The sequence below is a fragment of the Arsenicicoccus sp. UBA7492 genome, from assembly GCF_002479615.1.
GTDB classification, from domain to species: Bacteria; Actinomycetota; Actinomycetes; order Actinomycetales; family Dermatophilaceae; genus Arsenicicoccus; species Arsenicicoccus bolidensis.
Window position 1 is genome coordinate 1 of record NZ_DLOE01000003.1, and the last position, 24,986, is coordinate 24,986.

The 24,986-nt window shown below is 70.2% G+C and carries 23 protein-coding genes; 7 read left to right on the top strand and 16 right to left on the bottom strand.

What is annotated here, in order from left to right; all coding sequences use genetic code 11:
- The 3 genes from B4E97_RS00080 to B4E97_RS00090 all read left to right on the top strand — a co-directional run.
- Positions 1 to 704: UDP-N-acetylglucosamine 2-epimerase (locus tag B4E97_RS00080; protein WP_286958211.1), on the top strand; the 704-nt coding region annotated here is incomplete at its 5' end.
- 216 nt (positions 705 to 920) lie between these two features.
- Positions 921 to 1,634: an SGNH/GDSL hydrolase family protein gene (locus B4E97_RS00085; protein ID WP_286958212.1), complete on the top strand. Its 714-nt coding sequence runs from the start codon at positions 921 to 923 to the stop codon at positions 1,632 to 1,634.
- Between the two features lie 46 nt (positions 1,635 to 1,680).
- The gene (locus B4E97_RS00090) at positions 1,681 to 3,654 is read left to right on the top strand and encodes an acyltransferase family protein (protein ID WP_286958213.1); all 1,974 of its coding nucleotides are present in this window, start codon (positions 1,681 to 1,683) and stop codon (positions 3,652 to 3,654) included.
- A gap of 25 nt (positions 3,655 to 3,679) precedes the next feature.
- Here B4E97_RS00090 and alr read toward each other — a convergent pair whose 3' ends face one another.
- The 10 genes from alr to B4E97_RS00140 form a co-directional block, all read right to left on the bottom strand.
- On the bottom strand, positions 3,680 to 4,816 hold the full coding sequence (gene alr / locus B4E97_RS00095) for an alanine racemase (protein ID WP_286958214.1): 1,137 nt from the start codon (positions 4,814 to 4,816) through the stop codon (positions 3,680 to 3,682).
- A gap of 7 nt (positions 4,817 to 4,823) precedes the next feature.
- Complete coding sequence (locus tag B4E97_RS00100; RefSeq protein ID WP_286958215.1) at positions 4,824 to 5,945, bottom strand: alanine/ornithine racemase family PLP-dependent enzyme; 1,122 nt, start codon at positions 5,943 to 5,945, stop codon at positions 4,824 to 4,826.
- Positions 5,942 to 7,348, bottom strand: coding sequence for a glutamate mutase L (locus tag B4E97_RS00105; RefSeq protein ID WP_286958216.1), 1,407 nt, complete (start codon positions 7,346 to 7,348; stop codon positions 5,942 to 5,944). The genes B4E97_RS00100 and B4E97_RS00105 overlap by 4 nt, the downstream gene beginning before the upstream one ends.
- A gap of 84 nt (positions 7,349 to 7,432) precedes the next feature.
- The gene (gene oraE, locus B4E97_RS00110) at positions 7,433 to 9,679 is read right to left on the bottom strand and encodes a D-ornithine 4,5-aminomutase subunit OraE (RefSeq protein WP_286958218.1); all 2,247 of its coding nucleotides are present in this window, start codon (positions 9,677 to 9,679) and stop codon (positions 7,433 to 7,435) included.
- Complete coding sequence (gene oraS, locus B4E97_RS00115) at positions 9,676 to 10,173, bottom strand: D-ornithine 4,5-aminomutase subunit OraS (protein WP_286958219.1); 498 nt, start codon at positions 10,171 to 10,173, stop codon at positions 9,676 to 9,678. Before oraS ends, oraE begins: the two co-directional genes overlap by 4 nt.
- A 2-nt stretch (positions 10,174 to 10,175) precedes the next feature.
- The gene (gene ortB, locus B4E97_RS00120) at positions 10,176 to 11,621 is read right to left on the bottom strand and encodes a 2-amino-4-oxopentanoate thiolase subunit OrtB (protein ID WP_286958220.1); all 1,446 of its coding nucleotides are present in this window, start codon (positions 11,619 to 11,621) and stop codon (positions 10,176 to 10,178) included.
- A complete protein-coding gene (gene ortA / locus B4E97_RS00125; RefSeq protein WP_029210262.1) occupies positions 11,618 to 11,908 on the bottom strand; it encodes a 2-amino-4-oxopentanoate thiolase subunit OrtA in 291 nt (96 codons plus the stop codon). Before ortA ends, ortB begins: the two co-directional genes overlap by 4 nt.
- 27 nt (positions 11,909 to 11,935) lie before the next feature.
- Entirely contained in the window at positions 11,936 to 12,973 is a 1,038-nt protein-coding gene (gene ord, locus B4E97_RS00130; protein WP_286958222.1) for a 2,4-diaminopentanoate dehydrogenase, read from the bottom strand.
- A 571-nt stretch (positions 12,974 to 13,544) separates the two neighbouring features.
- Positions 13,545 to 13,814: a hypothetical protein gene (locus B4E97_RS00135; protein ID WP_239263948.1), complete on the bottom strand. Its 270-nt coding sequence runs from the start codon at positions 13,812 to 13,814 to the stop codon at positions 13,545 to 13,547.
- A gap of 64 nt (positions 13,815 to 13,878) precedes the next feature.
- Positions 13,879 to 14,886 (bottom strand): 4-hydroxy-3-methylbut-2-enyl diphosphate reductase, encoded by a 1,008-nt coding sequence (locus B4E97_RS00140; protein ID WP_239263946.1) that lies wholly within the window; start codon positions 14,884 to 14,886, stop codon positions 13,879 to 13,881.
- A 94-nt stretch (positions 14,887 to 14,980) separates the two neighbouring features.
- Here B4E97_RS00140 and B4E97_RS00145 point away from each other — a divergent pair, with 94 nt between their 5' ends.
- From B4E97_RS00145 to xseA, 3 genes are all read left to right on the top strand, one after another.
- Positions 14,981 to 15,445, top strand: a complete 465-nt coding sequence (locus B4E97_RS00145; protein WP_029210258.1) for a type II toxin-antitoxin system Phd/YefM family antitoxin — start codon at positions 14,981 to 14,983, stop codon at positions 15,443 to 15,445.
- Positions 15,445 to 15,783 carry a hypothetical protein gene (locus tag B4E97_RS00150; protein WP_037214641.1) on the top strand — a complete coding sequence of 113 codons (339 nt, stop codon included), beginning with the start codon at positions 15,445 to 15,447 and terminating at the stop codon, positions 15,781 to 15,783. The genes B4E97_RS00145 and B4E97_RS00150 overlap by 1 nt, the downstream gene beginning before the upstream one ends.
- 82 nt (positions 15,784 to 15,865) lie before the next feature.
- Entirely contained in the window at positions 15,866 to 17,098 is a 1,233-nt protein-coding gene (xseA, locus tag B4E97_RS00155; protein WP_019286290.1) for an exodeoxyribonuclease VII large subunit, read from the top strand.
- Positions 17,099 to 17,265: 167 nt separating this feature from the next.
- Here xseA and B4E97_RS00160 read toward each other — a convergent pair whose 3' ends face one another.
- On the bottom strand, positions 17,266 to 17,535 hold the full coding sequence (locus B4E97_RS00160; protein ID WP_286958223.1) for an exodeoxyribonuclease VII small subunit: 270 nt from the start codon (positions 17,533 to 17,535) through the stop codon (positions 17,266 to 17,268).
- A 144-nt stretch (positions 17,536 to 17,679) separates the two neighbouring features.
- The gene (locus B4E97_RS00165; protein WP_286958224.1) at positions 17,680 to 18,261 is read right to left on the bottom strand and encodes a DUF4245 domain-containing protein; all 582 of its coding nucleotides are present in this window, start codon (positions 18,259 to 18,261) and stop codon (positions 17,680 to 17,682) included.
- Positions 18,262 to 18,373: 112 nt separating this feature from the next.
- Here B4E97_RS00165 and B4E97_RS00170 point away from each other — a divergent pair, with 112 nt between their 5' ends.
- Positions 18,374 to 19,294 carry a carbohydrate kinase family protein gene (locus B4E97_RS00170; protein WP_019286293.1) on the top strand — a complete coding sequence of 307 codons (921 nt, stop codon included), beginning with the start codon at positions 18,374 to 18,376 and terminating at the stop codon, positions 19,292 to 19,294.
- A 673-nt stretch (positions 19,295 to 19,967) separates the two neighbouring features.
- On the opposite strand, the gene B4E97_RS00175 is transcribed toward B4E97_RS00170, so the two are convergent.
- The 4 genes from B4E97_RS00175 to B4E97_RS00190 form a co-directional block, all read right to left on the bottom strand.
- Complete coding sequence (locus B4E97_RS00175) at positions 19,968 to 21,266, bottom strand: ABC transporter substrate-binding protein (protein ID WP_286958225.1); 1,299 nt, start codon at positions 21,264 to 21,266, stop codon at positions 19,968 to 19,970.
- Positions 21,267 to 21,495: 229 nt separating this feature from the next.
- Positions 21,496 to 22,344: a carbohydrate ABC transporter permease gene (locus B4E97_RS00180; protein WP_037214645.1), complete on the bottom strand. Its 849-nt coding sequence runs from the start codon at positions 22,342 to 22,344 to the stop codon at positions 21,496 to 21,498.
- Positions 22,345 to 22,406: 62 nt separating this feature from the next.
- The gene (locus B4E97_RS00185) at positions 22,407 to 23,570 is read right to left on the bottom strand and encodes a carbohydrate ABC transporter permease (protein WP_286958227.1); all 1,164 of its coding nucleotides are present in this window, start codon (positions 23,568 to 23,570) and stop codon (positions 22,407 to 22,409) included.
- Entirely contained in the window at positions 23,567 to 24,916 is a 1,350-nt protein-coding gene (locus B4E97_RS00190) for an ABC transporter substrate-binding protein (RefSeq protein ID WP_286958228.1), read from the bottom strand. The genes B4E97_RS00185 and B4E97_RS00190 overlap by 4 nt, the downstream gene beginning before the upstream one ends.
- Positions 24,917 to 24,986: the final 70 nt, after the last annotated feature.

Here is a 24,986-nt window from a genome sequence, read left to right on the forward strand (position 1 = left end):
ACTTTAAGAGACACGCTCTAGCCCCGACCAAGGTCGCCGTGGACCATCTGGCACAGGAGGGCCTGCGCGAGCGCACCCTCCTGGTGGGCGACGTGATGACCGACGTCTGCCTCCGGACTCGCGACAAGGTCAGTGATGACGAGCCGTCCCTGCCCCCTGGAGTCGACCCGGGCGCCCCGTGGGCGCTCGCGACGATCCACCGCGCCGAGAACACCGATTTCCCGGCCAGACTGACGGCTATCGTGCACGCGATCGCCGACGTCGGTATGCCTGTCGTTCTGCTAGCCCACCCGCGGCTCCGCGCCAAGTGCCAGGAGTTTGGCATCCCGCTGGAGTCGCACCCTGACCTGCACGTGACCAGCCCTCTCGGTTATCTCCAGATGGTGCGCCTCGTCATGGCCGCCCACTGCGTCCTCACGGACTCCGGTGGCCTCCAGAAGGAAGCATTCCTGCTGGGCACCCCGTGCACCACCTTGCGGACCGAGACCGAGTGGGTGGAGACGCTGAAAGGCGGATGGAACGTGCTGCACCCCGAGATAGACGGCCTCGCCGACGTCGTGGCTCGACCGCGACCCGTAAGCCTCCGCGGCACCCCGTACGGAGATGGCCGGGCCGCACAGCAGGTAGTCACCGCCTTGTCGGAGCGGCGAGTGGGGTGGTCGACCCTGCGTCGCATTACTCCTGGTGCTCAGAGATCACACTGAGTAAGGCACACTATCCCCATGAATCGCACGGTTGGAGGCAACCTCGCCATTGGTGCCGTCGTCGCCGCTGCGCTCGCCGTTTCCGGCGTCGCACTCAGTGGATGGTCTCCATCGTTCGCAGACGCCACGTCGAGCGTCGCGGAGCCGGCCCCCACTGCTCCCCCCGTCGCGGCGCGGACCGGCAGCGCCCCCGCCTCCCCGGCTACGAGTCCAGCCGTGATCCGACCGACGCCCACGCCTGTCCCCCACCTTCCCAGCGATCGCCCGTCGACCCTCGCCGTCATCGGCGACTCGACGAGCAATCAGCTCGGCGCCTGGGTCAACGTGCTCGGCGAAGAGTTCGGACGATCCAGGCTGACTCACGTCCAACGCATGAGTCAGACAGGGACAGGGTCGTATCGCGCCCCCGTTCGCTACGGACACAAGGAGCCACACCTGCAGGTGTGGAACGCTTCCACTGCCGCCCCCTTCGCCGCGGTGGCGGAAGAACAGGTCAAGCAGCTGCTCCCCCAGCGTCCCGACATCGTCGTTCTCAGCGTGGGTCGCACGACACAAGCGGGTGCGGTCGGGGAACAGCTCTCGGCCACCCGGTCAGCCATCCTGAAGGCGTATCCGCAGGCACAGCTCGCCGTGGTCAGGCAGCCCGCCGCCTCCCCGACCCAGCAACCGGCGATCGCAGCGGTCAGTGCGTGGGCCACCAAGCTTGGTGTCCCGACCATCGACGTCGCTGCTGCCTTTGCCGAGTCGCAGGACCCTGGGTCCCTCGAGGATGCGGACGGAGTCACCGACGCCGGCGCCCGCCTGTGGGCTGTCACGGTGCACCGCGCATTGACGGCTCAGCCGGCCGCTTCAGCGGGCGTTGTCGGGAGCAGGGCAGGCGCCACGACAGGCGCGAGCCCCTCCCCGGCCATCGCCACCAGCACTCGCTGACCGGGAACGCACAGCCGTGTTGGTCCATGCACAGGCTCCCGCAGAGGTGACGACGGCGGCGGCAACCGATCACGCGGAGCGCCCCCAGCCAACGCGGGGCCACCCGACGCACAACTGGCATTCACCCGCCCTGGACGGCGTTCGCGCAGTGGCCGTCCTGATGGTGGTGCTGTTCCACGCACGGGTGCCTGGCTTGGACTGGGGCTTTCTCGGTGTCGACCTGTTCTTCGTCCTCTCCGGCTTCCTCATCACTGACGGGCTGCTCCGCGCTCACCTCGGTGGCACAGGGGCATCTCTGGTCACGTTCTGGGCGCGCCGTATCCGCCGTCTCCTTCCCGCATCCGCACTGGTGATCGCCGCTGTCCTGATCTGGGCGAGCACGGTGGCACCGGCATACCGGCGGGAGACACTCGGAGGCGATGCCTGGTGGACCGCGCTCTATCTGGGGAACTGGCGCTTCATCGAGACCAGCAGCTACTTCGATCAGCAGGCCGTGCCGTCACCGTTGCTCCACATGTGGTCGCTGGGCGTCGAGGAGCAGTTCTACCTGGTCTGGCCCCTGGCGGTGGCCGGCGTGTGGGCTGCCGTGGGGAGACGCAACCCCCGTCTCGCCCGCGCGACGCTCCTGGTCGTGACGGCTGCAGTCGCGGCAGTATCGGCGGCGATGCTCCTGCGCTATGGGCGATGGCACCTCTATGACCGGGCCTACATGGGCACGGATACCAAGGTCTTCGAGCCTATGGCCGGCGCACTGCTGGCGGTCGCGGTGGCTCAGGACCGAGGCGCAACCTGGGCGAGGCGGGCGGCACCACCACTCGGGTGGGTTGCCGTCGTGGCCCTAGCGCTGCTCACCCCGTGGCTCGCCGGGCCCAAGGGCGCCAGCACCTTGTACTACCACGGGGGCGCCCTGGCCTTCGTGGGGCTGTGTGCGGTCCTCGTCACCACGCTGGCCCTGGCTCGGGTACCGCTGCTGTCCTCCGCCTTGTCCTGGGCCGCACCCGTCTATCTGGGACGCATCTCCTACGGCATCTACCTCTGGCACTGGCCCGTCACGCTCATCCTTGCCGATGAGGGATCGAGGTCCCCCGTCCGGACCGCAACGATCCTGACGTCCTCCACGCTCCTCGCGTCCATCTCCTACCATCTTGTCGAAAAGCCATTACGCGCAAGGAGATTGGGCCCACGATGGAGACCAGGGCGAGTGCTGCTGGCCGGCCTGGCCACCACGGCCGGCCTGGCCCTGGCCGCCTCCGTCGTCGGCGGAACGCCCACCTCCTCGGCCGTCAACAGCGTGGTCACCCTGCCCGGATCCCGGGGCGCTGAGGCGACCCTGGTCCTGGGCGACTCTGTCCCCCACCGGCTGCTACCCGAGCTGTCCGACGCCGCCGAGCGGCGGGGCCTCACCCTGTTCAGCGCGACCGCGGGAGGCTGCTCACCCCTCGGAGTCGTCAACAAGGTCTCGCCGAGCGACAAGCGGGGCGGGCCGTGCCAGGACGATCTCCCTGACCGCGTCGGCGAGGCACTGGTGGCGCACCGCCCCGGCACGGTCATCTGGTGGTCCCGCTACGAGACGGCGGACAGTATCCACCAAGGCCGGCTGCTCACTCCTGAGCAACCGGAGTTCTGGGCCGCGCAGCAACGCCAGCTGCAGCTGCGCGTCAGCCAGCTCACGCAGGGGGGCGCCACCCTGGTCTTCGTCGCGACCGACCGGCCGGGTGTGGGGATCTCCAGCAGATGCACTCCTCAGACCTGCAACCCGTTCCTTCGCCGGATGGTCGAGGAGGACCACTACCGCGCGAGGTGGAACGGCATCCTGCGTGCCACCGCCGCGGCCAGCACGCGCGTCCGAGTTGTGGACATCGACGATGTCTACTGTCGCGACGACGCCACCCCGTGCGACGACCGAAACGGGACCGGAGTGACGGTCCGCTCCGACGGCACCCACTTCTCCGACCCGCAGATGCGGGTGAAGGTCGCAGACGCTGTCATCGATCGCGCGCTTGCTTCCCGTCGGGACTGACACGGGTCAGGCCCGACGGGCCTGCTCAGGCGTCGCGATAGGTCCGCTCGACGCGCCTGGCGATGTCGCAGGTCACCTCGTAGGTGATGGTGCCGAGCAGCTCGGCCATCTCGTCCGTGGTGATGACCTCCTCGCCGGACCGACCCAGCAGCACCACCTCGTCGCCGACGGACACGGGGCAGGGCCCGGACGCGGGACCGACGTCGATCATCGTCTGGTCCATGCACACCCGCCCCGCGATGGGGTGGCTCTGCCCGCCGACGAGCACGCGCCCCCGGTTGGACAGCAGCCGGTTGTAGCCGTCCGCGTAGCCGACGGGCATCGTCGCGACCCACCGGTCCTGGTCAGCGGACCACGTGCGGCCGTAGCCGACGGTCGTCCCGGCCGGCACCCGCTTGACGAAGCTGACGCGGGTGACCCAGCGGATCGCCTGGCGCAGCGCGATGGTTCGCGGCGTCGACGCGTCCGGGTAGTAGCCGTAGACCATGATCCCCGGCCGCACCAGCGTCAGCCACGACGACGAGTGCCCCAGCACGCCACCGGAGTTCGCGGCGTGCACGTGCTCGAGGCGTCGGTCGAGGGCGGCCTGCACCTCCTCGACGGTCCGGGCGAAGAGGGCGACCTGGTCCTCGGTGAACGCGTCCTGGGAGGCCGTGTCCGCCACCGGCATGTGGGTGAAGATGCCCTCCAGGCTGACGGATTCGAGCCCCTCGACGTATGCCGCGAGCGCCGCCGCCTCGCCTGCCGGCACCCCGATGCGCGCCATACCGGTGTCGACCTTGAGGTGCACCCGGGCGGGCCGCCCGACCTGCTCGGCCGCCGCCTGGAGCGCGTCCGCGCACTCGCGGGACGGGCAGGCCGTGACGACGTCGGCAGCGATCGCCGCCTCCATCTCGGCGCCGGGGAAGCAGTGCGACAGCTTGAGGATCGGCATCGTGATGCCGGCCGCCCGCAGCTCGAGCGCCTCCGGGACGGTCGCGATCCCCAGCCAGTCGGCGACACCGGTGGCCTGGATCATCCGCGAGACCGCCACGGCCCCATGGCCGTACGCATCGGCCTTGACCGCCACGAGGATCGTCCGGTCCCCCACCTGCTCCCGGATCCCCTTGATGTTGGCGCGGATCGCGGACAGGTCCACCTCGGCGTGCGTCGCGTACAGCATGGGTCCGTTATCCCACACGCCAGGCGGACGGGTAGGCCCTGGGTCCACCGATGACCACCTTGTCGACGTACGGGCTGGTGGAGAGGGCGAGCAGCGCGGCGTAGTCAGGGTAGAACGCGATCTCGTCCCCCACCCGCAGCGAGCCCGCGTCCGCGGCGTCCTCGACGTCGAGGATCATGTGGTCGCTGCTCGCGCCGAGGATCGAGATGTTGGGGTCCAGCGGGTCGAGCCCGTCGATCACGACGTCCTGGCGGCCGAGGTTGACGATGGCGCGCAGCCGCGTCCCGCGGTCCTCGAAGGCGGGCTCCTCCCCGAAGGCGTTCTGCCCGCGCTTGCCGATCGGCACCGACGGCTTGCGCTCCAGCTCGACCACCTCGACCACGAGACGCACGGTGTCCTGCCGCGTCCCCGGCCACGGGGAACGGTCGAAGACGTTGCGCCCCAGCACGATCGACTCCCCCATCCGGAAGTTGTCGATCTCGGCCGGCATGTGCCCCGACGCCAGGAACGGCAGCGAGGCGCTGTTGCCGCCCGACAGCATCGGCAGCTCCAGGCCGGTCGCGGCGCGGCAGGCCTCGCGGACGTCGACGAGCAGCGACATGTTCTCCTCGCTCGGCACCACGCCCCCGAAGCACGCGAGGTTGCAGCCCAGCCCCACCACCTCGATCCCCGGCAGCTGCGCCGCGCCGAACGCCACGTCCACCGCCCGGTCCGGCCACACGCCCTCGCGCAGGTCCCCCACGTCGACCATGAGGATCACCTGGTGCCGCTTGCCCGCCGCCACCGCCGCCTGCGAGAGCACGTCCATCGTCTGCAGCGAGGAGTTGAGCGAGATGTCGGCGAACTCCACGATCTCGGCCGCCCGCGAGCGCTCCGAGATGCGCAGCAGCATGAGCGGCAGCTCGATCCCCCGCTCCCGCGTCTGGCGCAGGTTGTCGATGCGGGAGTCGGCGATCAGGTCGACGCCGCCCGCGACCATCGCGTCCACGACGGCGGGGTGGGCGCAGGTGACCTTGGCGACGCCCGCAACGGTCGCGCCGTGGTCGTGCGCCAGCTCGACGACCGACAGCGCGTTGTAGGTGATGCGGTCGGGATAGAGCTCGACGCGCGGCGTCGGGTGGCCGCTCACGGCCGGTCACGCTCGTCCGGCCCAGGCGCCCCGTCCACGCCAGCCACCTCGTCCCCACCGGCCGCCACATCCATGCCGGTCACCCAGGCGCGGAAGGTCGCCCGCACCTCGTCCGGCAGCTCCGTCGCGATCGTCCCCAGCGCCGAGAACAGGTAGTCCCGGTCCACCAGCACCCGCGCCGACGGCTCCGGCAGCAGGTGCGTCCCCACGCCCGTGCACACGGCCCGCAGCGCCTCGGACGACCCCTCGACCCGCGTCAGCGCGCCACCCGTGGCGACGACCCAGCGCACGGCGGTGAGGTCCTTGCCGCGGACGATCTGCTTCTTGCCCGTGGGGGTGTAGAGGTCGGCGAGCGTCCCCGCGTGCCGCCGCACCCCCACCTCGACGGCGCGCGCGCACAGCCAGCGGGTCAGCTCGCGCCCCCGCTCGTCGGCCGGCATCGCCTCGAGGTCGTCCAGCCGCGCCGCCCAGGACTCGTCGCCATAGGCCTCGACGACGTTGCGGGCGTTGACATAGACGCCCAGGTCGCCCTCGACGGTCCGCTTGGCGTGCGGCTCCGGGTCGATGACCTTGGCGGCATACTCAAGCGACCCCTCGGTGACGGAGTGGATGTCGGTGGTGGCCCCGCCCACGTCGACGACCAGGACGTCGCCCAGCTCCTCGGCGAACAGCTCGGCGCCCTTGAGCACCGCGCCCGGCGTCGGCAGGATCCCGTGGTCGGTCAGCTCGGCGAACCGCGCCATCCCCGGCGCCCGCGTGATGTGCCGGTTGAACACCTCGTGGATGAGCACCCGCAGCGGCTCCACGTCGAGCACGTCGACGTCGGGAAAGACGTTGTCGGCCACCATCAGCTCGACCCCGTGCTCCTCGAACGCGCGCGCCACCGCCCGCCGCGCCGCCACGTTGCCGGCATAGATCACCGGCACGCCGAGCTCGGACGCGACGGGGGCCAGGGCCCGGGCGTTGGCGACCACGACTTGCTTCTCACCGTGGTCGACCCCACCCGCGAGCAGCACGATGTTGGGCGCGATCTCGCGCACCTCGTCGACGTCGTCCTCGTCCAGCGGCCCCGCCGTGACGAGCCTGACGATGGCGCCGGCGCCGAGGGATGCCTCGCGCGCGGCCCGGGAGGTCATCGAGACGGTGAGCCCGTGCACCGTCATACGCAGCCCGCCTGCGGCGGAGGACGAGACGTATGTCGGGAGCCCGGCCACCGACACCCCCGCGTCCGCCTCGAGGGCGGCGATGGCGGCGTCGACGCCATGGCCCACGTCGCCGTCACCGACCGACGTCGGCGCGAAGCCCTGCGCCACGTGCTCGAGCCGGTCCTCGACCCGACGGAAGCCGTTGACCTTGGTGATCGTGCTGCCGACCTCGATCGTGAGGATGTCGACGCTGCCCATCCACTTCTCCTTCCACCTACCGGCGGTAAAGGCATCGACCGGCCTTCGTTCGCCAGGCTGATGCCTTTACCCCCGGCGGGTCTTTCAGACCTGGCCGCGCGCCCGCAGCGTCTTGACCATGGCGTTGACGACGTGGATGCCCTTGGTGCCGCGGCCGAAGGTCGCGTCGAGCCGGGTCTCGGCCGCCATCTCGCGGTTGACCTGCGTGCCGCCGGCGATCAGCACGACGCGGTCGCGGATCCCCTTCTCCTGGCACAGCTCGTGCAGCTTGCGCATCATCGTCCGGTGCACGTCGTTGTGGCTGATGATCGTGCTGATGAGGATGGCGTGGGCGCCGGTCTCGATGGCGGCGTCGACGATCTTGCCGAGCGGCACCGACGTGCCGAGGTAGTCGTACTTGACGCCGTACTTCTCGATGCCGCCGTGCTTGATGTCGAGGATCTCGCGCAGCCCGACGCTGTGCTCGTCCTCGCCGACGGTGCCCGCGACGACCCGCAGCCCCACCGCGCCGGCGGCCTCGCGCAGCTCCTCCTCGGGGAGCACGACCTCCTTCTCCGGGACCTTGAGCGTGGACCGGTCGATGGCGAAGCCGACCTTGCCCTTGATCTCGACGAAGGTGCCCTCCGAGGGGTGCATGGGCTGGAGGTTGACGACCTCGGGGTCGACCAGGCCCATCTGCTTGGCCATCTCCACGGCGTAGACGTCGGCGATGTCGACGTTCTCGGGCACGAAGAGCTGGATCAGCACCGTCCCGTCGCCCGCCCACTCGGCCTCGGGCTTGATCATCCCGCCGCTGCGGTAGGGCTTGGTCGCCTCCAGCCGGGCGTCGGCCGAGTCCTCGGGGTCGAGCTCGTCGATGTAGACGATCTTGTCGCGGTCGGTGAGGGTGTCCCCGCCGATGGCGTCCTCGGGGCGCTCGACCCGCCGACCGACCAGCTCGTGCACGAACTCCGGGATGTGGTTGTCGCCGAAGTGGCAGGACACCGGAGCGAAGTAGTCGGGGTCGCGCTCCACGATGGAGCCCGCGCCGACGCCGCCCTGGCCGTCCCGGGCGATGCCGTCGCCGTTGCGCTCCGGGTACTTCGCGGAGTCGACGAAGAAGCCCTTCTCCACCGCGGCGAAGTAGCCGCCCTGGTCGATCGCCTCCTCGAGGAAGGCCACGGCCCGCACCTTGAGGTCTCGGACCATCTCGCCGAGCGGCCCGTCGTGCTTGAGGCCGAGCAGCTCGTTGATCCCGTCCAGGCCGCTCCACGTCTGCTTGACCGTCTGCAGGCCGCGGATGTTGTTGTAGTGCCAGGGCACGTTGCGGCCCTCGTCGGGCGTGATCGTCGACTGTATGTCGGCCCGGGTGAGCATCGAGATGAGCGTGTCGATGGTGTGGGTGCGGACGGCCTCCTCGATGTCCGCCTCGATGTAGCGCGTGTTCTGCTGCGCCCGCATCTTGAAGTCGGAGAACACGTCTCGCAGCGCCACGGCGTAGGGCAGGTCGTACCAGAGCTTGGGGGCGGGCGGGCTGTTGGGCGGCACCGTCGACAGCCCGATGAGCTCCTTGGGCATGCCCACCATCACCGAGAACGCGCTGTTGATGCCGTGCTGCACCATGAGCTCCGGCATGACCAGCCAGCCGGCCTTGGCGGTGGCGTTGGCGTTGTGCGCACCGTCGATCTGGAAGATGCCGGCCCCGCTCATGACCCGCTTGGCCTCGGCCGCGTCGACGAAGGAGCGATACATGTTCACGTTGCGGTAGAGCACGTTGTACTGCGGGTCCTGGTGGGCGCCGTTGATGCCCTCCTCGGCGAACAGCACGGCCACCTCGGGCCCGGCGACGCCGGACACGTAGGAGTGGAAGTTGATCGGCCGCCCGACCTCGTCCTCGATCAGGTCGCACGCCTTGCGCGAGGCGCGGATCTGCTTGCGGGTGATGGGAACTCCGCCGATCCCCTCGGGCGTGCCCTCGAGCAGCCCGTCGATGTGCGACTGGCCCGTCGTGCGGATCACCATGAGGTGGTCGGCGCCGTGCCACGCGGCCATCCGCATCCGGCGGATGTCGTCCTCGAACCGGCCGCTCGCGATCTCCGTCGTCACCACGCACTTCGGCTGCGGGTCGATCCCGCCGAAGTACTTGCTCGCCGGCAGCCCCAGGCTCTTGGCCAGCGGCGTCGCCATGTCGCGGAAGTGGAACGGCCCCATGTCCACGCCCTCGGCCGGCGCCTCGCGCCACACCCAGCCCTTGCGGCGGGGACGGTAGGACTCCAGGTCGGACAGGATGTTCTCGATGTCGAGCTTGACGTTCTCGTCGAGCGGCCCGATCGGCTGCGCCTGCTGCGTCATCGCCGGGCTCCCTCGGTCGTGGTGGCGGGGGTCGACGCGGCTGAGGTCGGCGCGGCTGAGGTCGGCGTGAACAGGCCGTCCAGCACGGTGTCGTCGGCGGCGATCGCGGCGGCCGCGGCCCGCACGTCGACCCCGAGCTGGTGCGCGACCTTGAGCACGACGTGCCCGGCGCCCTTGCCGAGCAGGCCGCGGTCGTGGATCCGGTCGACCACGCCGTGGCTGCTGACCGAGTCGATCCCCATGCGCAGCAGGATGCTTCGCTCGATGGAGGGGCTCGTGTGCGTGCGGGCGAGCTCGACGACGGGCTCCATCATCTGGTGGCTCAGCTCCCAGAAGCGCGCCTTGAGCTGCTCGTCGCTGAGCGCGTCCAGCGCGACCCGGCGCTCCTCGAACTGCCGTGTGCGCCGGTCGATCTCGCCGCCGGCGACGTCACTGCCGGTGCCACTGGGGGTGCCGCCGCTGCTGCCATCGGGCTGGTGGGGCTGGGTGTCCATCGTCAGCTGCCTTCCGTGGTGGGGACGTTCGCGAGGACCCACTCGCGCGTGCTGTTGGTCTCAGCCGCGACATAGTCGACGTCCGTGTCGGTCCACGCCGCGGGGTCGAGGACCTTGGCGGCGTTCTTGAGATAGGAGCGGCGCAGCCGGTCCAGGTCCTGCGCCCTGCCCTGCACCTGAGTCAGGTTGTCCGGTATGACGATCCGCTGCCCCGGCACGTTGCCCGCAGGGTCTCCGGCGCTGATCTCGATGCCGCGCTCGCGGGCGAAGGACAGCTGCCGGTTGTGGTGCTTCCCGGCGCCCGTGTACTCCGTCTCCTGCACGACCACGGTCTCGTCCTCGCCGAGCTGCGCAGCCAGGGCGACCGCCGCGGTCAGGCTGGTGTTGCCCGCCGGGCCGCGCTCCAGACCCTCGAGCTTGGTGAGCAGCTCCGTGACGTAGAAGACCTCGCCCTGCGTCACCAGCTGGTAGTCGTCCATGTAGCGCAGGCTGCGAGCGGCGTTGCGCGGCACGTCGGTCCGGTCCGGCCAGGTCGCGAACGGCACCCCGAAGCCCGTGTGCCCGGTCGTGAACGACTTGCGGTTGAAGTCGACGTCCGAGGCCATGTGCAGCCCACCGAGATCCACCGAGCAGGCCACGACCGTGCTTGTCTCGCAACCGACCTCGCGCAGCCCGCGGGCCGTGCCCGTGAGGTTGCCGCCGCCGGCCTGGGTGACCACGACGGCGGTGGGCGGGGCGCCATACCGCTCCTGCACCTCGCGACCGATCTCGGCGCCCAGGGTCTCGACCCCGCGGATCCCGAAGGGGGTGTAGAGCGAGGCGTTGAAGAAGCCGGTCGTCTCGAGCGTCACGAGCATCTGGTAGAAGAGCTCGGGTCCGACCGAGAGTCGTTGCACCTCAGCGCCGTACGCCTCGCAGGCGCGGGACTTCTCGACGATCTCGGGCTGCCCGACGCCGTGGGAGTCGAAGACCTCCTGCAGCACGATGCAGCGCAGCCGCCGCATCGCCGCCTGGGACGCCACGGCCGCGCCGTAGTTGCCGCTGGTGGCGGTCGCGACGCCCGCGTAGCCGCGAGTCCTGGCCTCGTAGCAGGAGATCGACGCGCGCCGCGCCTTGAAGGACCCGGACGCGTTGGCCGCTTCGTCCTTGAGCAGGATGCGAGCGCCCTTGCCCGGCTTCGAGATTCGGCGCACGGCATCGGTGAGGTTGCACAGCTCGTGCAGCGGGGTGCGACCCACCTTGGTCTCGGCCTGGATCTCGGCGATCCGCTCGATCGTGTAGCCCGTGTCGGCCATCATCCGGTCGTAGTCGAAGGCCAGCGGCGTGAGCTCGTAGGTGTCGTAGTCGATCCCGAGCGCGCCGCGCATGATCTCGACCTTGCGGCCCATGACGGCGGCATAGCTCATGTCGCGGGCGGCGCCGCTGCTGCTGCGGGTCACGGCGGTCATCGCCACTCCTCGCCGAGGCCGATGTGGAGCAGTTCCGGCACGGTGGTGCCGAAGCTGTGCTCGTAGGACGGGTTGACCAGCCGCAACGTCCCCGCGTGCTGGTGCCCGATAAGGCTCGTGATCGTGACCGCGTCGCCCAGGCGCGCCTCGGCGTCCAGGAAGCCCGACATCCGCAGGACGTAAGGGGTGCTGCGGGTCTCCTCCGGCAGCTGCGGCGACCGCTGCTCCGGCTCCAGCAGGACGCGCTCGATCTCGACCCACGCGCCCGCGGCGACGACGTCACTCATCACGAACCTCCCTGGCGCTCAACCACGTCAGACGCGGCGCGCGTAGGCGGAGTCGCCCATGAGGGCGGCCGGGACGGGGATGTCGAGCATGCTCTTGAGGCCCGGCGAGGCCTCCACGATCCGCGGGACGCAGTTGACCGCGATGCCCTTGGTGGCCGTGCCCCCGGCATACTCCGGGGTGATCTGCATCTGGATCCGCGGGGTGCCCTCGATGGTGATGTAGTCGCCGGTCCCCTGCCCCTCGAGCTCCGGCAGCACCTGCTGCGGGTGGACCAGCGTTAGGACGACCTCGTCGCCGCGGTAGCCGAGGAGCGTCTGCTTGCAGCCCGCCACCATGCCGGGCTCGACCACCACGTGCGGCGTCTCGCGGCGGACGGTGGAGATGATCGGCTCGCGGCGCTGCTCGATGCGGTCGACGCCGAGGCCGAGCGCGTCCGAGATCATCCGCGCCGACTCGGGGAAGCCGATGTGCCCGTCGACGCTGCCGTCCTCGACGCCCCGGCGGAACTCCTCCTCGGACAGGCCGACGCCCTGGGTGCGCATGACCGTCGGGCCGTATGGCGACAGGTCATTGACGCGGGACGCCTCGATGCTGGTGACCTCGTGGCAGCCGGCCGTCAGCGCCACGACGAGCAGGTCCATGGACAGGCCCGGGTTGACGCCGGTGCCGATGATCGAGACGCCGCCCGCCTTGGCCAGCTCGTCCAGCTCACGCGCGAGCTCGGGGCTCTGCGCCTCGGGCGACGCCATCTCCTCGGCGATGGAGACGCAGTTGATGCCCGCACGCAGGATCGTGCGCAGGTCGTCGATCTGCTCCGCGATCCAGGAGGTCGTCGCGATGACGACGCAGTCGACCTGCTCCTTGTCCAGCACGCTGCTCGGGTCGTCGGTGACGGTCACGCCGAGCGGGTCGATGCCGAGCACCGTGCCGAGGTCCTGGCCGACGTAGTCGGGGCGGCTGTCGATCCCGCCCACCAGCTGCAGGCCGCTCTTGGCGGCCATGAGCCTGGCCATGCCGCTGCCCATGGCTCCGAGACCCCACTGGACGACCCTGATCTGCCGCATCGCTGCTCCTCGTCGCGCGCGCCGGCGGGCCGGGCCAGATGGCGTGGCCCACGTCACCGCTAACGTCTCGCTCGCGAGGATACACACGAGAAATCGTCCCGCCGAGACGGGGTATGGCCGGACGTTGTCCCTGGTTGAGGGGCTATGCAGACCCTTTTGCGTGGTTGCGCTCATCCGCCCCCGGCGCCATGCATCCCCCCGCATGTCTACCTCAGGTAGTCACATCGGCCGGGGTTAGCACGCCAGGCGGATGTGACCACCTGAGGTAGTCACATCCGCCCGACTTCGCACCGCAGGCCGATGTGTCGAACCCAGGCGGATCCTGCCCGCTCGCCATCGCGGAAACCTGGGCACCGTCAGGCGTGCCCAGGTTTCCGCAATCCCAGGCATCGCAGCGCCTCACCCCGCGCCCGCCGTATGCCGAAGCCCGCCGCCCGACCGCCGTCGCCGTGTCGCCCGTCGTCCACTGTCTCGGCCGCCATCCGCCGTCTCGGCGTCCATCTCCCGTCTGGTGCTGCAGCCCCAGACGGGGGGTGCAGCACCAGACGGGGAGCGGAGCTCGAGACAGGGGTCAGGTGGCGAGCGCCGCCAGCAGGACATAGCCCGCCGCGAGGAGGGCGAGGACGAGCCCGAGCCCGTTGTTGAGCATGGCGATGCCGTCGTGCAGCCGGACGCTGCGCCATACGAAGGCCACGGCGATGGCGACGCTGATCAGCATCAGCCAGTCCCGCAGGAACACCGCGCCCAGCGCATCGCACACCAGGCCGACGCCCACGACGACCGTCGTCAGGATCCAGCCGTTGCGCACGGTCGCGGGGTCGCTCCACAGGTCACGCGCCACGACGCCTCCCCGGCGGCACCTGAGTCAGGCGTCCCAACCTCACCGTCCACAGCAGACGCACGGGTCAGTGCAGCGATCCGGCGTCGTGGCGCATCTTGTCGGACTGGCCGCGTGCCTTGAGCTCCTTGCGGATCTCCATCGGCAGGGCGAAGAGCAGCGACTCCTCGGCCGCCACCACCGGCGCGACGTCCGCGTAGCCACGCGCCGCCAGCCAGTCCAGCACGTCGCGCACCAGCACCTCGGGCACGCTCGCGCCGCTGGTCACGCCCACCGTCGTCACGCCCTCGAGCCAGGCCTCGTCGATCTCGTCGGCGTAGTCCACGAGGTAGCCCGCGTGCGCGCCGTGCTCCACGGCCACCTCGACGAGGCGCACCGAGTTGGAGGAGTTGCGCGAGCCGACGACCAGCATCAGGTCGGTGTCGGGGGCCATCTGCTTGACGGCGAGCTGGCGGTTCTGCGTGGCGTAGCAGATGTCGTCGCTCGGCGGGTCCTGCAGGTTGGGGAACTTCTCGCGCAGGCGGCGCACCGTCTCCATCGTTTCGTCGACGGAGAGTGTGGTCTGCGAGAGCCACACGACCTTGTCGGGGTCGCGCACGGTCACGTGCTCCACGGCGTCGGGGTTGTCGACGATCGTGATGTGCTCGGGCGCCTCGCCGCTCGTGCCCACGACCTCCTCGTGCCCCTCGTGGCCGATCAGGAGGATGTCGAAGTCGTCGCCCGCGAACCGCACGGCCTCGCGGTGGACCTTGGTCACCAGGGGGCAGGTCGCGTCGATGGTCTTGAGCTGCAGCCGGGACGCCTCCTCGTGCACGACCGGCGCGACGCCGTGGGCGCTGAACACCACGGTGGCGCCCTCGGGCACCTCGTCGGTCTCGTCGACGAAGATCGCGCCGCGCTTCTCGAGCGTGGAGACGACATGCTTGTTGTGGACGATCTGCTTGCGCACGTAGACGGGCGGGCCGTAGAGCTCCAGGGCCTTCTCCACCGTCACGACGGCGCGGTCGACGCCGGCGCAGTAGCCGCGCGGGGCGGCCAGCAGGACGCGCTTGTGGTCAGTCTGCGAGTCAGTCACCCACCAAGTCTAGGCGAGCAGACTGGGCCGGCCCTGCACCGCGCTGGAGCAATCCGGGTTCGCTTCTGAACACATTCAGAATAGAATGGTGCGCATGCCTCCTACCACCTCCCGCGTCGTGCCGTCCTCGGACCTGTCCCGTCACAGCGCTGACGTGTTCCGGGCCGCTGAGGAGGGGCCAGTCGAGATCACGCGCCGCGACGGGGAGAGCCTCGTCCTCACGCGCAAGAGCGACCACGAGCGTCAGTTCACGGTCCTCAACCTCGCGGCGGACCTCATCGCCGCTTCGCTCGGCCCGGACGACGTGCCCTTCGTCGAGCGGCTCCAGTCCCGTCTCCCCTGGATGGCGTTCCTGTCGGATGGCGGGCGCACCGAGTTCGCCCGGTCTATCGTGGCCACGGCCCGCGCATGCGCCGCGGTCCGCGACTTCGGACCCTTCTTGGTGGAGCTGCACGAGTGGCATGCCACGGCCGAGGCCATGGCGGCCGGGTACACCCGAGTCGAGGACATCGGGTGGTATGACGACCCCGTGCCCGTCCCCGACCCGCGCCTCGCATGATGGCCAAGCGAGGAGGTGTCGCCCACAGGCCCATCAAGAGCGGCGAGTTCACCATCGTCTTTGGAAGCAGCGAGACCGAGAAGGGGTGGGCGGACCTGCGGGCCACCCAGGGCAATGCCCTCGCCGACGCCTGGGACTTCCTCACCCGGACGCCCCTTGAGCGGCAGGCTGGGAATCACCCGCTACGAGATGTCCTCGCCACCGTTACGCGCGGCGGGCGGGTCCACGAGCAGTGGCAGCACAAGCTGTCCGGCGGGGCCCGTCTCTGGTTCTACGTCGACGGCCGCACGGTGGTTCTCGTCCGCTGCCACACGCGTCACCCGAACGAGACCAAGTAGCGCGCCGCCGCTGACCCCGACACGCCCACCATCCCTCGAGGCGTCACCCCGGGTGACGGCGGGGCGTCATACGCTCAGGGGCATGCCCGGCCCCGACCTGCCCGAACGCGCCAACCAGACCACCGCGGAGCAGCCGTGGCCGGTGCGGGTCCTGTCGATGAAGATCGCGGACTACGTCGACAAGATGTCCGGGCTGTGGGTCGAGGGGCAGGTCGTCCAGCTCAACCGGCGACCCGGGGCCGGCCTCGCCTTCCTGACGCTGCGCGACCCGGACGTGGACATGTCCCTCACCGTCACCCTGCCGGGACAGGCGATCGACCGTATGCCGACGCCGCTGTCCAGCGGGGCCCGGGTCGTCGTCCAGGCGCGTCCGACGTTCTGGACCAAGCGCGGGACGCTGCAGCTCGAGGGGCGCCAGGTCCGCGCCGTCGGCGTCGGCGAGCTGCTGGCCCGCCTCGAGCACCTCAAGTCGGTCATGCGCGCCGAGGGGCTGTTCGACCCGGCCCGCAAGCGACCGCTGCCGTTCCTGCCACGCCGGGTCGGACTGATCTGCGGGCGCGCCTCGCAGGCCGAGCACGACGTCGTGCAGAACGCCCTGCGGCGTTGGCCCGCAACGCAGTTCGAGGTCCGCCAGGTGGCGGTGCAGGGCGTCAACGCCGTCGCCGAGGTCAGCGCGGCCGTGCGCGAGCTCGACGCCCACCGCGAGGTCGACGTCATCGTCATCGCCCGCGGCGGCGGCTCGGTCGAGGACCTGCTGCCGTTCAGCAACGAGGCGCTCGTGCGGTGCGTCTCCGACTGCTTCACCCCGGTCGTCAGCGCCATCGGCCACCACGAGGACGCGCCCCTGCTCGACCACGTCGCCGACTGGCGTGCCTCCACCCCGACCGACGCCGGCAAGCGCGTCGTGCCCGACCTGGCCGAGCAGCAGGAGGTCGTGGCGGTCGCCCGCGGGCGGATCGAGCGCGCGCTGCAGCTGTATGTCGATCGGGAGCGGCGCGGCCTGTCCGCCATACGGTCTCGGCCGGTGATGGCGCGGCCTGTGACGCTGGTCGACCAACGGCGCACCGAGATCGGGGCGCTGCTCGACCGGGTCACGCGGCGCATCGAGGCGGGGATCCACCGCGACCAGGCGCGCCTCGACGGGCTGGCCGGACGGCTGCGGGCGCTGTCACCGCTGGGGACGCTCGAGCGCGGCTATGCCGTGGTGCAGCACCGCGACGGGTCGGTCGTCACCGACCGCGACGACGTCGAGCCCGAGGAGCTGCTGCGGGTGCGGGTGGCGACGGGCGACTTCGGCGTCCGCGTCCTCGGCTGACCCTGTCCCCCACCGACTGGTCACTTCCCGACCGACCTCCCCCGCCGACTGGTCACTTCCCGACCGACCTCCCCCGCCACCCCTGCACGATGATCGTGAGTGTTTCGTCCACCTTCTTTGGACCAAACACTCACGATCTTGGGAGAGGAGCAGTGGTCGGGACGGCGTCAGGCCTCGTCGTCCTGCGCGTCGGCGTCGGCATTGGCGCCGGGAGCCGAGGCGGTGGCATCGCCGGTGAGCCGGGCCTCCGCCTGGTCGAGCCACGTGGAGCAGTGCGCGGCCAGCGCCTCGCCCCGCTCCCACAGACGCAGGCTGTCCTCGAGCGGCAGCTGCCCCGCCTCGAGCTGAGACACGATGGTCACCAGCTCGTCGCGGGCCTGCTCGTAGGTCAGGTCCTCGATCGGACGCTCGGTGCTCGGGGGCTTCAGGTCGGCCATGGACCCACCCTAGGCGCGCGGGCCGATCGGTCAGAAGAGGTCACGTCCGAAACTGACCAGTCGGCGGGTCACCCCGTCCGTAGCTGACCAGTCGGCGGGCCACCCCGGTGGCCGGGTCGGGGTCGGGGTCGGGCCGACGCGAGGTCAGCGCAGGGCGGGCGACAGCTTCTGCGCCTGGGCCGCGGCCTCGGCGCAGGTGCCCGTCGTCTCGATCACGCTGGTCAGAGCGTCGCCACCGCGCCGCACCAGGGTGCAGTCACCGCTGCGCGGGTCCGTGTAGCTGTCGACCGGAACCCCGCCCACCGTCATGGCCCCGGCAGGGGTGCGTCCCTTGGTCTGCGCCGTGATCCAGCCGTCGGTGGCCTTGGCGGTCTGGTCGAGGGCGACGTACTCCTGGTCCTTGACGTACCCCACGTGCCACGTCCGCAGGCCGTCCGCCTCGGGCTCGAGCCGCGCAGAGTTGGCGACCCAGCCCTCCCCCAGGCCGTCGACCTGCGAGAGCTGCCAGCCGGTGCTGCGGCGCGCCTCGGTCACGACGGCAGGCACGTCGACGCTGGGCCGGGCCACGGTGTCGGGACGCGCCACGAGCGCGAAGAATGCCAGCACCACCGCCGTCACCACCACCGTCGACAGCACCATCGAGGTGAAGGTGCCCATCGCGTGCGGGTTGCGCCGGGGCGGACGCTGCTGGTCGCTCGAGAGGTCCGCGGAGGCGCTGGTGCTCATGGGCCCATCGTCCCCGATGAGACGGGTCAAGAGCCAACCACGCCAGGCGGGTCCACGACGACCGGGGGATACTGAGGGGCCCGAGCCACCGCCGCCCCGAGGAGTCACCCGCATGACCGACCGCCTGCTCGTCGTCGGAGAGTCCCTCGTCGACATCGTCCACCGCCAGGGCGGAGCCGTCGACGAGCACCCGGGCGGCAGCCCGGCCAACGTCGCCATCGGCCTCGCGCGGCTGGGACATCCCGTCCAGTTCGCCACGCAGTTCGGGCGGGACACGTATGGCGAGATGGTGCGTGCCCACCTGGTGCAGGAGCGGCTGCTGACGCTGACGGACGGGTCCGACCAGGCGGAGTCGACCTCGACGGCCAAGGCGACGCTGGACCCGGCCGGTGGCGCGACCTACGACTTCGAGCTGTTGTGGGACGTCGCGGGTGCGCTCGACGAGGAGCCGGTCGGGCACCTGCACACCGGCTCGATCGCGGCGACCCTCGAGCCGGGCGGTTCAGCGGTGGTCGACGCGGCGCTGCGCGCGCGGGCGACGGGCACCGTGTCCTACGACCCCAACGCCCGGCCCACGATCATGGGCACCCCCGAGGAGGTCCGCCAGCGCATCGAGCAGCTGGTCGGCCTCTCGGACGTGGTCAAGGCCAGCGACGAGGACGTCGAGTGGCTCTATCCCGAGGCGACGCCCGACCAGATCATGGAGCTGTGGGGCCGCCTCGGGCCTGAGCTCGTCATCGTCACGCGCGGCGGACAGGGCGCGCTGGTGCTGCTGCCCCGCACCGGTGAGCGCCTCGTCGCCGAGGCCACCCGCACCACCGTCATCGACACCGTGGGGGCCGGCGACTCGTTCATGTCAGGCCTGATCTCGGGGCTGCTCGACGCCGGGCTCGTCGGCTCGGTCGAGGCACGCGACCGGCTCCGCACGGCCTCGCTGCAGGACGTACGCCCCGCGATCGAGCGGGCGGTGGCGTGCGGCGCCATCACCGTCTCGCGCGCCGGCGCCAACCCGCCCACCCGCGCGGAGCTCTGACCCAGCCCGCCACGCCCGCCTCCCGCGCGACCGATCGTGAGCCGGGAGCTCAGTTCCGGTCGTCCGGAGGGGGTTTCGGGCGGCACAGACGACCGTTCGTGAGCTGGCAGCTCAGTTCCGGTCGTCCGAAGGGAGTCCCAGGCGGCACAGACGACCGTTCGTGAGCTGGGAGCTCACTTCGGGTCGCCCGGAGAGGGCTCCAGGCGCCACAGGCGACCGTCGTGAGCCGGAGTTCAGTTCCGGTCGTCCGGAGGGGGTTTCAGGCGGCACAGACGACCGATCGTGAGCCGGGAGCTCACTTCGGGTCGCCCGCAGGGGTTTCTAAGCGGCACAGGCGACCATTCGTGAGCCGGGAGCTCACTTCGCGTCGCCCGCAGGGGGTCCCAGCCCCCACGGACGACCGTTCGTGAGCCGGGAGCTCACTTCGGGTCGCCCGGAGGGGGTTCCAGGCGCCACAGGCGACCATTCGTGAGCCGGGAGCTCACTTCGCGTCGCCCGGAGGGGGTTCCAGGCGCCACAGGCGACCATTCGTGAGCCGGGAGCTCAGTTCGGGTCGGCCCGCAGCGTCAAGACGTCCTCGTGGGCCAGTGGCTCCGAGGTCAGCGGCTCTGTGGAGGAGACCGGCACCCGGTCCGGCGCCGCGCTGGCGGCCGTTGCGTCGGCCTGCGGTCCGTCAGCCCTTCTTGGCCCTCGCGGCGTCCAGCTGCGCCACGAGCTGGTCCACCGTGACCGTGCCGGCGGTCAGCCCGACCATGCCGTGGGCGAAGGCCTCCGACCCCAGGGCCGGGGGCATCTGGTCGCTCGCGTCGAAGCGCACGGTCTGCGCCTGGTAGGCCGCCGACGCGATCTTGCGCGTCGTGGTGCTGGCGTAGCGCTCGAGGTCGAAGTCCTCACGAGGAGAGATGAATCCGCGGTCCTCCGAGCCCGCCCAGTCCGCCCCGAAGCGCGGGTCCGAGCCCACGTAGCGGACCAGGTCGCGCGCCGCCGGGTCGTGCCCGCGCAGGAGCACCGCGCTGTCGCCGCCGACCTCGATCGCGTCGTTGTCGCCCGAGGGGAAGGCCACGACCGAGGTGGTCTGGTCGATGGCCTTGCGCACCCGCTCGGGCAGGAAGCCCTGCTGGGTGACATAGCTGCCCTGCTTGAGCAGGGCGCACCGCTGCGGCTCGGCGAACAGGCCGTCGGCCGCCTGGCGGACGTCCCGACGGGCCGCGGCCGGTCCACCACCCTCGACGCCGTCGTGCCGCAGGACCTCGACATACGTGGCGAAGGCCGCCTTGATCCGGTCGTCGGAGAACGGGACCTGCCCGGTCACCCACTGGTCGTAGACCTCGGGGCCGGCGCCCTTGAGCACGAGCTCCTCGACCCAGTCGGTCGCGGCCCAGCCGCTGTTGGCCCCGTCCTCGATCCCGAGGCACCAGGGCGTGCTGCCCCGCTCGCGCAGCCGGTCGCCGGCCGCCGCGAGGTCGTCCATCGTCTGCGGCGGGTCGATGTCGACGGCGTGCAGGGCGTGCCGGTCGTACCACAGGAGGGACTTGACGTTCATCGCCACGGGGATGCCATAGGTCCGGCCACCCTCTTGCAGGGGCTCGACCATGCCCGGCACCATGCCGGAGGCGACGCGACTGACGGGCAGCACGTCATCGAGCGGCTCGACGGCTCGCTCGTGCGCGAGCTCCAGGGCCAGCCCGGGCTGGGGCACCATCGCCAGGTCGGGCGGGTTGCCCGCGGCCACGCGCGCGCGCAGGTCGGTCGTCAGGTCGTCGCTGGCGGAGTAGCTCACCTGCACGTCGTGCCGCGCGGCCCAGGCGTCGACCGCCTCCTGGAAGCCCGTGGCCTGGCTCCCCGAGAAGGCGTACATGATCTCGATGCTCGAGCCGCCCCGCACGGTCTCGACCGAGGACCCGTCGGAGCAGCCTGCGACCACGAGGCCGAGCAGCAGCGCCAGCACCCCGGCAACACCACGCGCCCGCATGGTCAGCTCCTTCCTCGTCCCGTCGCGACCGACCCTACTCGCGCGCGCCGACAAGGCCCCGCCTGACAGGCCAGCACCGGCCGAGTCGGCAGCCGACGAGCCGGCACCCGACGAGCCGGCACCGCACAGCAGACAAGGCGCAGGGCCCGCACCCCCGAGAGGATGCGAGCCCTGAACCGGCCGTATGCCGGAACCGCCGCGTGGCCGTGGCCCCGGCATACGCTCCGGCTCAGCCCTTGACCGCGCCCGACGTCATGCCGCGCACCAGGAAGCGCTGCAGCAGGACGAACACGAGCATCGGCACGACCATCGAGATGAACGCGCCGGCGGTGAGCAGCTCCTGGCCCTGGCCCTGGGTGCCGAGCAGACCCTGGAGCTTGACGATCACCGTGGTGTTCTCGGACTTCAGGAACAGCTTGGCGATCAGCAGGTCGTTCCACACCCACAGGAACTGCAGGGTGGCGAACGCCGCGATGGCCGGCATCGACATGGGCGCCACGAGCTTCCAGAAGGTCTGGAAGTGACCGCAGCCGTCGATCTTGGCGGACTCCACGATGGAGCGCGGCAGGGTGCTCATGTAGTTGCGCAGCGTGTAGATCGCGAGCGGCATGCCGAACCCGGTGTGCAGCAACCAGACCGCGATGTACTGCCCCGAGATACCCAGGCCGCGGGGCCCGAGCAGGTCGAGCAGCGGCTGGAAGGCCACCTGGATCGGGACCACGAGGACCGCCACGATGATGATGAACAGGACGTCCTTGCCCGGGAAGTCCATGAACGTGAACGCGTAGGACGCGAACGCCGCGAACATGATCGGGATGATCGTCGCGGGGATCGCCACCACCAGGGAGTTGATGAAGGCGTTGCCCATGTCGGCCTGGGTGAAGACGGTCGAGTAGTTCGACAGCGTCCAGCCCTGCCCGAACGGGTTGAGCAGCGCCGTCCACCAGCCGGAGGTGGCGGCGTCGTCACGGGTCCGGAAGGACGTGACGAGCAGGCCCAGGGTCGGCAGGCACCACATCAGGCCGAGGATCGTCAGGGTGACGATCGAGACGATGCTGCGGCGGCGACCGTCCTTCATGGTGCCCTTGGCGCGGGTCACCTGCTGGGGCTCGGTCGTGCGAGCCGCCATGGTGCTCGTGCTCATCGGTTGGCCTCCTGCTCACGGAACATCTTCACCTGGTAGATGAGGACGGGGATGATCAGCGCGAGCAGGATCACGACGATCGCCGAGGCCTTGCCGGAGTCGCTGTTGGCGAACATCTCGTTGAAGAAGAGGTTCGCGATCACGTTGGTCTTGTCACGACCGTTGGTGAGGACGTAGACGATGTCGAAGACCTTGAGGACGAGGATCACGGTCGTGATGAAGACCGACAGGATCGTGCCCCAGATCTGCGGGATGATCACCTTCCAGAAGATCTGCCACTCGCTGGCGCCATCGATGCGGGCCGCCTCGAGGGTGTCGTCCGGGACGCCCTTGATGGCCGAGCCCAGCAGCACCATCGCGAAGCCCACCTGCAGCCAGATCAGGATGACCATCAGCAGCAGCGAGTTGAGGCGACCGCTGGAGATCTGCAGCCAGGTCTGCGGGGTGCCGCCGAAGGCGGTGACCACGGCGTTGAGCAGACCGGTCTGCGCGGAGCCCGCGGCGTTCCACGCGTAGACGAGGTACCAGATGGCCGAGGCGCCCACGAAGCTGATCGCCATGGGCAGGAAGATCGCCGACTTCGCGATCTTCTCCCCCTGCGGCGAGAGCTTGTCGGCGAGCACGGCCACGATCACGCCGAGCGCCACCGTCGTCGCGGGGACGATCAGCAGCCACAGGAAGTTGTTGAAGATCGACGTGCGGAACTCCTGGTCGGCGATGACGTCGCGGTAGTTCTGCAGGCCGACCCACGCGGTGCTGTCCTGGTTGGCGAAGGAGTACACGAAGGTCTGGACCGTCGGGTACAGCAGCATCAGGGACATCAGGCCGAAGCCCGGCAGCAGGAAGGCGTAGGGGATGAGCCCCTCCGACAGCCGGCGCGGCAGGGCCTCGACGAACATGTTGAGGAAGTAGAAGAGGATGGCGGCGCCACCCACCCCGGCCACGAGGGCCAGCAGACCGATGATGATCTTGCTGCTGAGGAACCACTGCGGGTAGTAGGCGAAGGCCAGGAAGAGGTTGGCGATGAGCCAGACCACGACGACCATGCCCAGGAATCCGAGGACGAGGCGGCCCGGCTTCAGCCGGCCGTCGTCGACCTTGGGAGCGCTGTGCGGCGAGGCGCTGTGCCCCGCCGGGCGTTCGGTGACGGCGGTGCTCATGACTTCGGCCAGCTCTTCTCGATCTCGTCAGCGGCCTGCTGCGAGGTCTTGCTGCCGTTGACCCAGGAGACCATGCCGGTCCAGAAGCTGCCGGAGCCGACCTCCTTGGGCATGAGGTCCGACCCGTCGAAGCGGAAGATGTCGGCCTCGGTCGCCATCCTGGCCACGTTGCGCGTCGTCTCGTTCGGGTAGTTCTTCATGTCGAAGGTCTTGTGCGGGCTGAGCCAGCCGCCGGCCTTGGCCCACTCGGCGCCGAACTTGTCGCCGGCGAGGAACTCCATGACCTTCTTGGCGTCGGGGTCGTTGCCGTTGAACAGCGCCGCGAGGTCGCCGCCGCCGAGGATCGGCTTTCCGTCATACCCACCCTGGTAGGGCGGGAAGGGGTAGGTGCCGACCTGGTTGTCGAGGTCGGACTGGACGTTCTTGGGGTAGAACGTCGTGGCGAAGTTGCCCTGGCGGTGCAGCATGCACTTGGGCGGGTTGGTGAAGGCCGGGGTCATCGCCTCGCCGAACTTGGTGTTGAGGATGGCCTGCGTGCCGCCGTAGACGCTGCCGGGGGCCTTGAGGATCTTGGCCATCTCGTCGAGGGCCTTGACGACGCGGGGGTCGTTGAACGGGATCTCGTGCGAGGTCCACTGGTCGTAGACCTCGGGGCCGTACATACGCAGCATGTACTCCTCGAGCCAGTCGGTGCCGACCCAGCCGGTCGCCTGGTCGGAGTTCCACGCCACGCACCAGGGCGCGACGCCGGAGCCCTTGATCTTGCCGGCGACCTGGTAGAGCTCCTGGATGGTCTTGGGTGCCTTGTCGTAGCCGCCCTTGTCGTAGGCGGCCTTGGGGTACCAGACGATCGACTTGACCGCCATGCGCATGGGGGCGCCGTAGACCCGACCCTTGTAGCGCGAGGAGTCCATGAAGCCGGACACCAGCGTGCTGTCCAGCTTGTCGTAGTCCAGATAGGTGTCGATGGGCTGGATCTTGCCCTGGCCCGCCATCTCCAGCAGACCGCCCGGCTGGGGGAACAGGCCGATGTCCGGGGAGTCGCCCGAGCTGACCTTGGACTTGATCGTGGTCGTGAAGTCCTGGTCGGCGGTGTACTGGATCTTGATACCGGTCTCCTGCTGGAACTTCTGCAGCGACTGGACGAAGAACTTCTCCTCGTCGCCACCGAAGGCACCGAGGATCGTGACGGTCTTGTCGCCGTCCGCCGTCCCCCCGTCGACGGTGCCGGAGAGGCCACCGCCCTCGCCACCCGCACCGCCTTGGGGGTTCTGCAGACATGCACTCGTCGACATCGCGACGACGCCGCACAGGAGCGCCGCCGTGGAGAGCTTGCGCACACGCATTTGGACTTCCTCATCCCTAGGTCCCGGGCCGTGTGCCGAGCCGGGACCCGGGAGCCTGGGGCTCCGGGTG

Coding starts and splice junctions, on each gene's coding strand:
- ord (WP_286958222.1), bottom strand. CDS start 12,973: ATGCGGCAGATCAGGGTCGTCCAGTGGGGTCTCGGAGCCATGGGCAGC.
- B4E97_RS00165 (WP_286958224.1), bottom strand. CDS start 18,261: ATGAGCACCAGCGCCTCCGCGGACCTCTCGAGCGACCAGCAGCGTCCG.
- xseA (WP_019286290.1), top strand. CDS start 15,866: ATGCCCGGCCCCGACCTGCCCGAACGCGCCAACCAGACCACCGCGGAG.
- B4E97_RS00145 (WP_029210258.1), top strand. CDS start 14,981: ATGCCTCCTACCACCTCCCGCGTCGTGCCGTCCTCGGACCTGTCCCGT.
- B4E97_RS00190 (WP_286958228.1), bottom strand. CDS start 24,916: ATGCGTGTGCGCAAGCTCTCCACGGCGGCGCTCCTGTGCGGCGTCGTC.
- B4E97_RS00170 (WP_019286293.1), top strand. CDS start 18,374: ATGACCGACCGCCTGCTCGTCGTCGGAGAGTCCCTCGTCGACATCGTC.
- alr (WP_286958214.1), bottom strand. CDS start 4,816: ATGCTGTACGCGACGCACGCCGAGGTGGACCTGTCCGCGATCCGCGCC.
- B4E97_RS00175 (WP_286958225.1), bottom strand. CDS start 21,266: ATGCGGGCGCGTGGTGTTGCCGGGGTGCTGGCGCTGCTGCTCGGCCTC.
- B4E97_RS00180 (WP_037214645.1), bottom strand. CDS start 22,344: ATGAAGGACGGTCGCCGCCGCAGCATCGTCTCGATCGTCACCCTGACG.
- B4E97_RS00105 (WP_286958216.1), bottom strand. CDS start 7,348: ATGGGCAGCGTCGACATCCTCACGATCGAGGTCGGCAGCACGATCACC.
- B4E97_RS00150 (WP_037214641.1), top strand. CDS start 15,445: ATGGCCAAGCGAGGAGGTGTCGCCCACAGGCCCATCAAGAGCGGCGAG.
- ortB (WP_286958220.1), bottom strand. CDS start 11,621: ATGACCGCCGTGACCCGCAGCAGCAGCGGCGCCGCCCGCGACATGAGC.
- oraS (WP_286958219.1), bottom strand. CDS start 10,173: ATGGACACCCAGCCCCACCAGCCCGATGGCAGCAGCGGCGGCACCCCC.
- B4E97_RS00160 (WP_286958223.1), bottom strand. CDS start 17,535: ATGGCCGACCTGAAGCCCCCGAGCACCGAGCGTCCGATCGAGGACCTG.
- oraE (WP_286958218.1), bottom strand. CDS start 9,679: ATGACGCAGCAGGCGCAGCCGATCGGGCCGCTCGACGAGAACGTCAAG.
- ortA (WP_029210262.1), bottom strand. CDS start 11,908: ATGAGTGACGTCGTCGCCGCGGGCGCGTGGGTCGAGATCGAGCGCGTC.
- B4E97_RS00185 (WP_286958227.1), bottom strand. CDS start 23,570: ATGAGCACCGCCGTCACCGAACGCCCGGCGGGGCACAGCGCCTCGCCG.